The sequence below is a fragment of the Pseudomonas sp. P106(2024) genome, assembly GCF_057480815.1.
The window spans coordinates 144,597-157,193 of record NZ_JBLIYU010000001.1 but is presented as its reverse complement, the minus strand read 5'-3'; the positions used below and the strand labels follow the sequence as shown (position 1 = coordinate 157,193).

General features: G+C 62.9%; 6 protein-coding genes. 5 read left to right on the top strand and 1 reads right to left on the bottom strand.

The genetic code is table 11. From position 1 onward, the window contains the following. Positions 1–98: 98 nt before the first annotated feature. From hutU to hutG, 5 genes are all read left to right on the top strand, one after another. Entirely contained in the window at positions 99–1,772 is a 1,674-nt protein-coding gene (hutU, locus tag AC25M7_RS00675; protein WP_062362626.1) for a urocanate hydratase, read from the top strand. 87 nt (positions 1,773–1,859) lie between these two features. Continuing rightward, entirely contained in the window at positions 1,860–3,392 is a 1,533-nt protein-coding gene (hutH, locus tag AC25M7_RS00670) for a histidine ammonia-lyase (protein WP_062362629.1), read from the top strand. A gap of 149 nt (positions 3,393–3,541) precedes the next feature. Further along, entirely contained in the window at positions 3,542–4,945 is a 1,404-nt protein-coding gene (locus AC25M7_RS00665; RefSeq protein WP_062362632.1) for an amino acid permease, read from the top strand. A gap of 18 nt (positions 4,946–4,963) precedes the next feature. After that, positions 4,964–6,169 carry an imidazolonepropionase gene (hutI, locus tag AC25M7_RS00660; RefSeq protein WP_486970622.1) on the top strand — a complete coding sequence of 402 codons (1,206 nt, stop codon included), beginning with the start codon at positions 4,964–4,966 and terminating at the stop codon, positions 6,167–6,169. A 10-nt stretch (positions 6,170–6,179) separates the two neighbouring features. Beyond that, positions 6,180–6,983, top strand: a complete 804-nt coding sequence (gene hutG / locus AC25M7_RS00655) for an N-formylglutamate deformylase (protein ID WP_028688388.1) — start codon at positions 6,180–6,182, stop codon at positions 6,981–6,983. Between the two features lie 62 nt (positions 6,984–7,045). On the opposite strand, the gene AC25M7_RS00650 is transcribed toward hutG, so the two are convergent. Then, a complete protein-coding gene (locus tag AC25M7_RS00650) occupies positions 7,046–12,535 on the bottom strand; it encodes a dermonecrotic toxin domain-containing protein (RefSeq protein WP_486970621.1) in 5,490 nt (1,829 codons plus the stop codon). Positions 12,536–12,597 lie beyond the last annotated feature (62 nt).

Here is a 12,597-nt window from a genome sequence, read left to right as displayed (position 1 = left end):
ATTTTTTTGGTTGTCCATGCTTGTACATACAAGTAAAGGTGTGTTTGTATATTGAGCACGACATACCCGCCCGCGGACGACCGCAGAGGACCTCTCCCGTGACTGACAACAACAAATACCGTGACGTAGAAATCCGTGCCCCGCGTGGCAACAAGCTGACCGCCAAGAGCTGGCTGACCGAAGCCCCGCTGCGCATGCTGATGAACAACCTCGACCCGCAGGTCGCCGAAAACCCGAAAGAGCTGGTGGTGTACGGCGGCATCGGCCGCGCCGCGCGCAACTGGGAGTGCTACGACAAGATCGTCGAGACCCTGACCCGCCTGGAAGACGACGAAACCCTGCTGGTGCAGTCGGGCAAGCCGGTCGGCGTGTTCAAGACCCACAGCAACGCCCCACGCGTGCTGATCGCCAACTCCAACCTGGTGCCGCACTGGGCCAACTGGGAACACTTCAACGAGCTGGATGCCAAGGGCCTGGCCATGTACGGCCAGATGACCGCCGGCAGCTGGATCTACATCGGCAGCCAGGGCATCGTCCAGGGTACCTACGAAACCTTCGTCGAAGCCGGCCGCCAGCACTACAACGGCAGCCTGCAAGGCAAGTGGGTACTGACCGCCGGCCTCGGTGGCATGGGCGGTGCCCAGCCACTGGCCGCCACCCTGGCCGGTGCCTGCTCGCTGAACATCGAGTGCCAGCAGAGCCGCATCGATTTCCGCCTGGAAACCCGCTACGTCGATGAGCAAGCCAAGGACCTCGATGACGCCCTGGCGCGCATCGCCAAGTACACCGCCGAAGGCAAGGCCATCTCCATCGCCCTGCACGGCAACGCCGCCGAAATCCTGCCGGAGCTGGTCAAGCGTGGCGTGCGCCCGGACATGGTCACTGACCAGACCAGCGCCCATGACCCGCTCAACGGCTACCTGCCGGCCGGCTGGACCTGGGAGCAATACCGCGACCGCGCGCAGACCGACCCGGCTGCGGTGGTCAAGGCCGCCAAGCAATCGATGGCCGTCCACGTCAAGGCCATGCTCGACTTCCAGAAGCAAGGCATCCCGACCTTCGACTACGGCAACAATATTCGTCAGATGGCCAAGGAAGAGGGCGTGGCCAACGCCTTCGATTTCCCGGGCTTCGTCCCGGCCTACATCCGCCCACTGTTCTGCCGCGGCGTCGGCCCGTTCCGCTGGGCCGCGCTGTCCGGCGACGCCGAGGACATCTACAAGACCGACGCCAAGGTCAAGGAACTGATCCCGGACGACGCCCACCTGCACCGCTGGCTGGACATGGCCCGCGAGCGCATCAGCTTCCAGGGCCTGCCGGCACGTATCTGCTGGGTCGGCCTGGGCCTGCGCGCCAAGCTTGGCCTGGCGTTCAACGAAATGGTGCGCAGCGGCGAGCTGTCGGCGCCAGTCGTCATTGGCCGTGACCACCTGGACTCGGGCTCGGTGTCCAGCCCCAACCGCGAGACCGAAGCCATGCGCGACGGCTCCGACGCGGTCTCCGACTGGCCGCTGCTCAACGCCCTGCTCAACACCGCGGGCGGCGCCACTTGGGTTTCGCTGCACCACGGCGGTGGCGTGGGCATGGGCTTCTCCCAGCACTCGGGCATGGTCATCGTCTGCGACGGTACCGATGAAGCCGCCGAGCGTATCGCCCGCGTGCTGACCAACGACCCGGGGACCGGCGTCATGCGCCATGCCGATGCCGGCTACCAGATCGCCATCGACTGCGCCAAGGAGCAGGGCCTGGACCTGCCGATGATCACCGGCTGATCGCCGCGCTTTGGATCGCACCCTGTACGGGTGATACTGAACAACAAGAAGGGGCCCTGCGTGGCCCCAAGCGATTGGAGTAGCGAAGTGACCGAATTGACCCTCAAGCCCGGCACCCTGACCCTGGCCCAACTGCGCGCCATCCACGCCGCCCCCGTGCGCCTGCAGCTGGACGCCAGCGCCGCACCGGCCATTGACGCCAGTGTCGCCTGCGTCGAGCAGATCATCGCCGAAGACCGCACAGCCTACGGCATCAACACCGGTTTCGGCCTGCTGGCCTCGACCCGCATCGCCAGCCACGACCTGGAGAACTTGCAGCGCTCGCTGGTGCTGTCCCACGCCGCCGGGATCGGCGCGCCGCTGGACGACGACCTGGTGCGGCTGATCATGGTGCTGAAGATCAACAGCCTCAGCCGTGGCTTCTCTGGCATTCGCCGTAAAGTCATCGACGCGCTGATCGCCCTGGTCAACGCAGAAGTCTATCCACACATTCCGCTCAAGGGCTCGGTCGGCGCTTCCGGCGACTTGGCCCCGCTGGCGCACATGTCGCTGGTGCTGCTGGGCGAGGGCAAGGCGCGCTACAAAGGGCAGTGGCTGTCTGCCACCGAAGCCCTGGCCGTTGCCGGCCTCGAGCCGCTTACCCTGGCCGCGAAAGAAGGCCTGGCCTTGCTCAACGGTACCCAGGCGTCCACCGCTTATGCCCTGCGCGGCCTGTTCCAGGCCGAAGACCTTTATGCTGCGGCCATCGCCTGTGGCGGCCTGACCGTGGAAGCGGCACTGGGCTCGCGTTCGCCGTTCGATGCGCGCATCCATGCCGTGCGTGGCCAACGTGGCCAGATCGACACCGCCGCCTGCTTCCGCGATCTGCTGGGCGACTCCAGTGAAGTGTCGCTGTCGCACAAGAACTGCGACAAGGTCCAGGACCCGTACTCCCTGCGCTGCCAGCCACAGGTCATGGGCGCCTGCCTGACCCAGATCCGCCAGGCCGCCGAAGTCTTGGGCATCGAAGCCAACGCCGTATCGGACAACCCGCTGGTGTTCGCCGCCGAAGGTGACGTGATCTCCGGTGGCAACTTCCACGCCGAGCCCGTGGCCATGGCCGCCGACAATATTGCCCTGGCCATTGCCGAGATCGGTTCGCTGAGCGAGCGGCGCATCTCGCTGATGATGGACAAGCACATGTCCCAGCTGCCGCCGTTCCTGGTGGAAAACGGCGGGGTCAACTCCGGCTTCATGATCGCCCAGGTCACCGCCGCCGCGCTGGCCAGCGAGAACAAGGCGCTGTCGCACCCGCACAGCGTCGACAGCCTGCCGACTTCGGCCAACCAGGAAGACCACGTGTCGATGGCCCCGGCCGCCGGCAAACGTCTGTGGGAAATGGCCGAGAACACCCGTGGCGTGTTGGCCATCGAATGGCTGGGCGCCTGCCAGGGCTTGGACCTGCGCAAGGGGCTAAAGACCTCGGTCAAGCTCGAACAAGCGCGCCAGGCGCTGCGCAAGGACGTGCCGCACTATGACCGTGACCGTTTCTTCGCGCCGGATATCGAAGTGGCGTCCGAGCTGCTGGCCAAAGGTACCTTGACCGGCCTGCTGCCGGCTGGGGTCCTGCCTAGCCTGTAATGCCGCTGGGGCCGCTGTGCGGCCCTTTCGCCGGCAGGCCGGCTCCCACGCAGGTGTGCCGCATGCGCCCTGTGGGAGCCGGCTTGCCGGCGATGGGCTGCGCAGCAGCCCACTCATTCTCACGACCAGAACAACAATAAGGACGTGACATGCAACAAGCTCAAGGTCTCAAGCGCGGGCTATCGGCCCGGCATATCCGTTTCATGGCGCTCGGTTCGGCAATCGGTACCGGGCTTTTCTACGGTTCGGCCTCGGCCATCCAGATGGCCGGCCCGGCCGTGCTGCTGGCCTACCTGATCGGCGGCGCTGCCGTGTTCATGGTCATGCGCGCCCTCGGCGAGATGGCCGTGCACAACCCGGTGGCCGGCTCTTTCGGCCACTACGCCAGTACCTACCTCGGCCCGATGGCCGGCTTCATCCTGGGCTGGACCTACGCCTTCGAGATGGTCATCGTCGCCATCGCCGATGTCACCGCCTTCGGTATCTACATGGGCTTCTGGTTCCCCGAGGTCGCCCGCTGGATCTGGGTGCTGGGTATCGTCTTCCTGATTGGCGGCCTGAACCTGTGCAACGTGCGGGTCTTCGGCGAGATGGAGTTCTGGCTGTCGCTGCTCAAGGTCGGCGCCATCGTCGCGATGATCCTCGCGGGCCTGGGCATCATGGCCTTTGGCTTCAGCCAGGTGGGCACCGGGCACGCGGTCGGTGTGAGCAATCTGTTCGACCATGGCGGCTTCATGCCCAATGGCGTCAGTGGCCTGATCGCCTCGTTCGCGGTGGTGATGTTCGCCTTCGGCGGCATTGAGATCATCGGCGTCACCGCCGGCGAGGCGAAAGATCCTCAGCGGGTCATCCCCAAGGCGATCAACGCCGTGCCGCTGCGCATCCTGCTGTTCTATGTGCTCACCCTGTTCGTGCTGATGTGCCTGTACCCGTGGCCGCAGATCGGCAGCCAGGGCAGCCCGTTCGTGCAGATCTTCAGCAACCTTGGGATCGGCTCGGCCGCGGCCGTGCTCAATATCGTGGTGATCTCGGCGGCGATCTCGGCAATCAACAGCGACATCTTCGGCGCCGGGCGCATGATGTATGGCCTGGCCCAGCACGGCCAGGCGCCGCGTGGCTTCGGCAAACTGTCGAAACACGGCGTACCGTGGATGACCGTGGTGGTGATGGGCGCGGCGCTGCTGATCGGCGTGCTGCTCAACTACCTGATCCCGGAAAACGTGTTCCTGCTGATCGCCTCGATCGCCACCTTTGCCACGGTATGGGTGTGGCTGATGATCCTGGTCACCCAGGTTGCCATGCGTCGCAGCATGAGCCGCGAGGAGGTCGCCCAGCTCAAGTTCCCGGTACCGTTCTGGCCCTATGGCCCGGCCCTGGCCATTGCCTTCATGGTGTTCATCTTCGGTGTGCTCGGCTACTTCCCTGACACCCAGGCGGCGTTGATCGTCGGCGTGATCTGGGTGGTGTTCCTGGTGGCGTCCTACCTGCTGTGGTGCAAGCCGCGCGCCGGTGGTGGCGAGCAGGTCCGGGAGCCTGCCGAGCTGCATCGCTGAATTAGAAAGGAGATCCTGATGAGAACCCTCTGGCAGCACTGCCACGCCGCGACCATGACCGATGGTCGCTACGCGGTCATCGAGGACGCGGCGATCGTCACCAGCGCTGGCCTGATCGAGTGGATCGGCCCCCGCGCTGACGTGCCTTCGGTCGCGGCCGACCGCGTCGTCGACCTGGGCGGCGCCTGGCTCACCCCCGGGCTGATCGACTGCCATACCCACGCGGTATTTGGCGGCAACCGCAGCGGCGAATTCGAGCAGCGCCTGCAGGGCGTGAGCTATGCCGAGATCGCTGCCCAGGGCGGCGGTATCGCCAGCACCGTGCGGGTCACCCGCGCCGCCAGCGAGGACGAGCTGCTGGCCAGTGCCCGCCAGCGGGTCCAGGCGCTGATGCGCGACGGCGTGACCACGATCGAGATCAAGTCCGGCTATGGCCTGGACCTCGAGAACGAACGCAAGATGCTGCGCGTCGCCCGGCGCCTGGGCGAGGAGCTGCCGGTGACTGTACGCAGCACCTGCCTGGCTGCCCACGCCCTGCCGCCGGAATACGCGGGCAAGGCAGATGATTACATCGATCATATCTGCGAGCAGATGCTCCCGGCGCTGGCTGCCGAGGGGCTGGTGGACGCGGTGGACGCTTTCTGCGAGCACCTGGCGTTCTCCCCGGCTCAGGTCGAGCGCCTGTTCATCAAGGCGCGCGAGTTGGGGCTGCCGGTCAAGCTGCACGCCGAGCAGCTGTCTTCGCTGCACGGCTCGAGCCTGGCGGCGCGCTACCAGGCGCTGTCGGCCGACCACCTGGAGTTCATGACCGAGGAAGACGCCATCGCCATGGCCGAGGCCGGTACCGTTGCCGTGCTGTTGCCTGGGGCGTTCTACTTCCTGCGCGAAACCCAGCTGCCACCGATGGACGCCCTGCGCCGGCACGGCGTGAAGATCGCCCTGGCCAGCGACCTCAATCCCGGGACTTCACCGGGGCTGTCGCTGCGCCTGATGCTGAACATGGGCTGCACCTGTTTCCGCATGACCCCGGAAGAAGCGCTGGCCGGCGTCACCGTTCACGCCGCCACGGCGCTGGGGCTGGGCGACAGCCACGGCTCGCTGGAAGTGGGCAAGGTGGCGGACTTCATCGCCTGGCAGATCGAACGCCCGGCCGACCTCAGCTACTGGCTCGGCGGCGACCTGCCCAAGCGTGTGGTGCGCCTGGGCCATGAGATATCCAATTGAGCGAGGCTACATGGACAAGGTATTGAGTTTCCACCAGGGCCGCCTGCCCCTGCTGATCAGCATGCCCCACGCCGGGCTGGGTCTGACGCCGGCCGTGCGTGAAGGCCTGGTTGACCAGGCACGCAGCCTGCCAGACACCGACTGGCACATTCCACGCCTGTACGACTTCGCCCGTGACCTGGGCGCCAGTGTGGTGGCGGCCGAATATTCGCGTTTCGTCATCGACCTGAACCGCCCGGATGACGACAAGCCGCTGTACGCCGGCGCCACCACCGGCCTGTATCCGGCGACATTGTTCGACGGCAAGCCATTGTTCAGAGAAGGCCAGGTGCCCTCCGTTGAGGAGCGGGCAACGTACCTGGAAGAGATCTGGCGCCCCTACCACGACACGATACGTCGCGAGCTGGACCGTCTGCGTGCCGAGTTCGGTTATGCACTGCTCTGGGATGCCCACTCGATCCGTTCACATATACCCCACCTGTTCGATGGCAAGTTGCCGGACTTCAACCTGGGTACTTTCAATGGTGCCAGTTGCCACCCGGAGCTGGCCGAGCGGTTGCAGACTGCATGTGCCCAAGCCAAAGGCTACAGCCATGTCCTCAATGGCCGTTTCAAGGGCGGGCACATTACCCGGCATTACGGCGACCCGGGTAACGATATTCATGCCGTGCAGTTGGAGCTGGCGCAGTGCAACTACATGAATGAAACCGAGCCATTTGCCTACCGCGAAGACCTGGCCCAACCGACGCAGAAGGTATTGACGCAGCTTTTGCAGGCCCTTCTGGATTGGGGCAATGAACGGTACAGGCGCTGAAGTTTTCCTGTGAAGTTGGCGACGCGCCGCGGGCCATGTGCGTCGCCAGTTCAAGCAGTTAATCAGTTGTTGATCTGCGCTATTGTGAGCTCACGCAACAGCTCCTGCTCCTCCAGATCCCTATCATTTTGCAATCTCTGTTGCAGGCTTAGCTCCTCCCCAAGCGAATGATCCTTGTTGGCCAGCTCAAGCACGTGCTGGCGGAAACGGGTTTCAATTTCAGCGAAGCGGTCGGCATGTTCGGCTCGCAGGCGTGCAACCCAGTCCGTATTTGCCAACATATAGTCGACCAGAGCATCGCTCAGTTCACTTTTGCGAACGTTTTCCAGCACTTGCGACAATTCATTAGGCGCCAGATTCGCGGCACTTCGAAAACGCATGCTGTCGGCAAGTGGAAGGTCAAGTTCCTTGGCCAGCTCCCGCCGGTAGGCCAGTCGCACCGAAACCCGGTCACCCGGGCCGGATCGCTGGCTGGCCAGTTTCTCCAGCTGTTCGACCCTGAACAGCTGCAATAGACGCCGGCGTAACGTTTGCAAGGTATCGCCAGCCTCGATGATCAGGCGCTGCCCCATCAGGTACAACTCGATATTGTTGAACTCCTGCAATGCGCCATCGTGGCAAGTCTGCGAGCCTGTTTCAGGGTCGGGCAATGCGGCTGCGGCAATATTTTCCATGAGCGGGCGCTCATCCTGGTTGCTTGCGGCTACCACCAGCATCATGCGCACGCGCTCGCAGAAGCTGGCTTGTGTGTTCGGGTCGACGTAGGGCGCAGCATTGCGCAAACGGCCTGCCAGGCGCAGCAGGTCGCTGCCTTCGAGCATGTCCCAGCAGTCGCGCAAGGCCTCGTTCTGCGCATCGTTGCCAAGCATCCAGTCTTCAAGCCTGGGTTTATCGTCGCCCAGTAGCGGGAAGTGAGGGTGATCCAGTGAGCCTTCGCTCGATGAGTCGTCAAGCATCAGGTTGTCCGGGATATCCAGGGCGAAGGAATAACTGTGCTGGCTGTCCGAGAGCGCACGCACCCGAAGAATGGTTTCCAGTGGCAAAGGGTTGTCGAACAAGGCAATCGAAGAAATAGGCATGGAGTTGCCCAGGTTCGAGAGGATGTGCTCTGGCAACTGGGTGATGCTGTTGGAACTCAAGTCCAGCAGCTCCAGCGGCAGCAAACTGTCGCACCAGCTGGGCCAGGCTTGCAGGTCCATGTTGGTCAGCGCGAGTGATTGCAGGTTGCTGGACAGCTGCGCGGGAACCTGCCTGATGGTCCCCACGCGGTTGCCTGAGAGGTCCAGCGAGGTCAGGTGCTCCAGCCCTGCGAAGGCTTCCAGCATCGCTTGATCGACTTCCAGGCCCATGTTGCGCATTTCCAGGTAGTTGAGTTGGGGAAGGTGTGCCAAGGCAGACGCCAGAGAAGAAGTGGCCGCCTGATGCGTATCAATGGTCAGCCGGGTGACGTTGGGGAAACGGCTGAGCAGTTTAGCGACCTCTGAAGCGGCGCCGCTGGTGCGGGTCAGGAAGAGCGCCCGAACGCGTTCTTCAAAAAATGCCGGAAGCCGTCTGGGGAAGTGTTCGACAGCCACATCCTCCAATTGCAAGCGAAGGTATTGCTGGCCCTGTTCCTGCTGTTCCCAGAATCGGCCGATCGCTGCCTGGATACGCTGCCTGTCCGCCAACGCTGCGGGTGTCAGCGGGTTGCGCGAACTGGACGCCTGGGCCCAGCCGTCGATCGCGTCGCGCATCTGCTGGCGCTCATCGCGAATGCGTGCAAGCCGGTCGGTGAGCGCCGCGGACACATCCACGGTGATACCGGCTGTCCCGGCCCACTCGTTCAACAGCAAACGCTGCAAATGGGTTTCATTGATTGGGTTGTCTTCGAGTGCAATCACCGTCGGGCTTGGCAGGGCGTCTGCTTCATTGAGCAGGAACGATGGCAATGACCTGAGGTTGTTGTTGCGCAGGGACAGGTGGGTGATGCGTCTCAGGGCATCACTGCCAATCCCGATAGGCCACTGCGTCAGTTGCATGTTATCCAGGCCCAGGAAATCCAGAGACAGCTGATGGAAGCTAGGGCTGTTGTTCTGGGCCAGGCGGTTGCCACTCAGATTCAGGTACCTCAACTGGCGCAATGCTGCCAACTGATTGAGGTCGTTTTCGGAGAGCGCGATGTTCTGGTTGGTTAGCACCAGTCTTTGCAGCTCGGGCAAGCGCTCGGTGATGGAAGGGACAGCGAGAAGGAATAAGGACGGTGTAGCTCTGGGGTTGTACGGCCGGCTGATTTCAAGTGATTCGATCTGCGGCATCAACCTGAGCAGGCGTTGCAGCAAGCGTTCGTGCTGTGCCCAGCCGGCGAGGCTGCCTGACGGTAGATCGACCAGGCTCAAGCTGCGTATGCGACGGTAGAAGAAATCGGGCAAGGTCAGGGGGACATCGGCCAAGGAAACCCGCGTGATGCGGAGCTCAGCCGTGTGCTCGCCGCTTTCATCCAGAGCGGTGTCATACCAGTGTTGCATGATTGACTCGCGCAGGCGGCTGTAGTCCTGTGCAGCTTGCTCTGTCACGGGGGAAAAGGCCTCGCTCCAGTCAGCCAGCCTGCTTTGCAATTCATTGCGCTGCTCCAGCAGCACCTGCAGGTGTTCGAGCGTCTGCAATTGCGTACGTCCGCGATTGGCAAGCGAAAACAGTACCTGATCCGCCGAAAGCCCAGTGTGTGTGGCAAGGCCTGTTGCTTCGACAGCGTCGATCAGGCGCTGGTGGGTAATGCCTTGTGTTGCAGGGCCACCCCCGCTCAGCGGATAGCCCAGGCGCCCATCGGCCAGGCGCATGGGCGAACGGTAGCCAGGGAGCACTGGTTGCATGCCCAGAAACGTCCTCAAGGTCGAGCGGGGCAGCAAGGGGAGGGCCTGTACCAGGTGCTTTAATGCTTGCCGATCTGCGACACGCAACTGCGTCATGGCCTTTGGCAGCGCTTGATATATCGCTGAGTAAAGGTCAGCGTATGCCGTGAGCCCTGCACTCGGGCGGCTTTTATCGTGAACGATGTAGCCTGCCTCGGCATGAGTGATGGTCTGGTAGGGGCGCGTGTCCTGGGGGCCGATGCTCTGCGACTGGGCAGGCCAGGACATGCGCTGCAGCACTTGCAGTTTTGTCTCGGCCGGCCAGCCTGGCAGTCGCTCAAGCGTGTGCAGGATCAGTCGGTCACTGTCCCAGTTTGGCACCCCGGACAGGTACAGCCCTTCGCAGGCGCGGGCCAGGCGAATGTGTTGCAGGTAGACGCGGATTTCCTCTCCAAGGCGTATGGGTATCTTGCCGCTGCCAAGCATTTGCCGTTCGCTGGCGCTGGCGCCGCGTTCCAGCTCAGCGATTACGGGGACCGGCAGGTTCGGATACACCCGCTGTATGGTCTCGGCTCCCGGCGCCAGATTGCTCGGTAGGCGGGCGTAAGCTCTGGAATACTCCGTTGGCCAGGTGCTTGCGTCAGGTAGCTGGCGGATGGTTTCGTCAAGCTTGAAGCGTTGCATCGTGTCTTCCAGCAAGGCCGGCAGCCGCTGGTTCTCGGCCAAGACCCGGCGCAGTACGTCTTCGTGGGTGTCGCTTACGGCGAGTATCCGTTGTAGCGTTGGCTCGTCGAAGTGGTTGTTCAAATGACCGATACGGCGTAACAGGGCGCCGCCCGACCAGCTCAGTGGCTGATCGGTTACTTGCAACCAGGCCCCGGCCCCATTATGTCGTAGCGATGGCTGATAACCGCCAGCCTTGCTGGGGTGTTCGATGCTGTAGGTGCCTCTATCCGCATTCCATTTGAGTGAAAATGCCTTGCCTTCAAGGCGTAACCAGATCTTCCCATCCTGGCGGTACAGCCCGAGCTCATCTGGTTTGGCCTGTGAGGGAAACGCGATGTCTTGTGCAAAGGGAGTCAGGTCCTTCTTCCACAAGCGCGTACTGCCATCCGGTAGCTCAACCTCCACCAGTTCCTCGATGAAGGAGGGCGTTGTCACAGCAATATGTTCTACCTCGGGCTCTTCCAGCGCGGCGCCTGTTTCGCCGACTTCTGTTCTCGTCGCTTTGGCTGCCGCGCTCAGTACGGCCATGATCGCCACGTTTTCGATCACATCGACCATGTAGGTGAAGGCTTTTTCGCGTTCGTCGTTTTTCCAGGCCTCGATGCCTTCGTATACCTCATGGGCTAGCTGGGTCACGCAGACGGCAAGCATCACCTCGCCCAGTCCGGGCACGAAGAAACCGGCGATGTTCAGGGCCGTCAGCACGCGGCCGGCGATCATTTTCCGGTGAGCCTGGGCGGTGCGCCGGTCGACGATTTCAGTCGGGATGGCGTTGAACAACGCATCTTTTTCATGGCGTTGGGCTTTCTGAAACGCCATGGCGCCTTGGAACGCGTGGCTGAAAGGCTCGGCAACCGGATACAGGGTGGCATGTGGGTCAGGGACACCCTCAAGTACCCCGCGGGCACTCCAGGTGATGGGCGTGAACCGGTCCTTGAGACGAGATATCGTCGACGCTTTGTCACGGTCGGCGATGTGTTTGTCCAGGTAGCTGATGTTGGCCTGGAGCCGGTCGCGCAAGTCGGCCTGCAAGGCCTCCAGGGTTGTAAATTCCTTGAGGGGCTCTGCGCTGTCCTCTGGGTTGTACAGGGCCACGGCCTGATGCCCTTTGGCCTGAAAGGTCATGAGCACAATCCCGGTCAGCTGCGTTTCCCACAGGTAGAGATAGCTGAACGTCACCTGCGAGGCCGCCGATAGCGGCTGGTCAAGCGGGACGGCAAGGGCTGCGGTGTACAGCGGTTCGCTGATATCGCCTTTGAGGCGGGCGAAATGTAAAGACTGCCGGAAGGCCGAGACCTCTGCTTGCCCCAGGGTCTGGTAAACGGACAGCTTGGCTTCATCGGCGCTGAGCTGCGTCGTGGCCGCAGGGTAATAGATCGCATGCACCAGTTGGTGATACTTGCCGCCGATGTCCAGCGTACGGCACAGGTCTGCGAAGTCTTCGGCGGCGATATCCACGGCATTGGTGATCGGCACGGTGCCCATGAAGCGCCGGTGATCGAGGATGACGGACTTCTTCAGCAGTGCCTTGGGTGCGTTCATCCCATGTTCGGCAGCGGTGTACTGGTCAAAGTTGTGCAGGGCACTTTGCAGCAACGAGCGTGTAGCCTGGTTCACGGCCATGCGCGCGTCGCTTGTATTGGTAGGGTCGATCAGGCGTGCATCGACCAAGTGTGTGTTGTGCACATCCAGGTCGAGCCCGAACCGCTGCTTGATGGCTTCAGTCAGTCGCTGGGCGGCGTAGGCTTGCAGGTCGGGTAGTTGTTCGAACAGTTTCTGCACCTGTGCCTGGTGTTCACGGTGGCGGGCATGTTCCTCCTGCCACGCTTTGGCAATTTCCGGTAGCCGCCGGATTGCTGCGGTCAGCCAAGCTGGGGCCTGCTGCCAATTGCGCATGGCGCGATGGGTGTCTGGCGGGGCTTGCTTGAGCCAGGCGGGGATCTTGCGCTCGATGGCAGTGTAATGAGCGCTGGACGAAGTTGTGGAGGGGGGTGGCATGGTGGGCCCTTGCTAGGTATGGGGCAAGGGACTATCGATGAGTTGGCTGGCGTGTTGGAGGT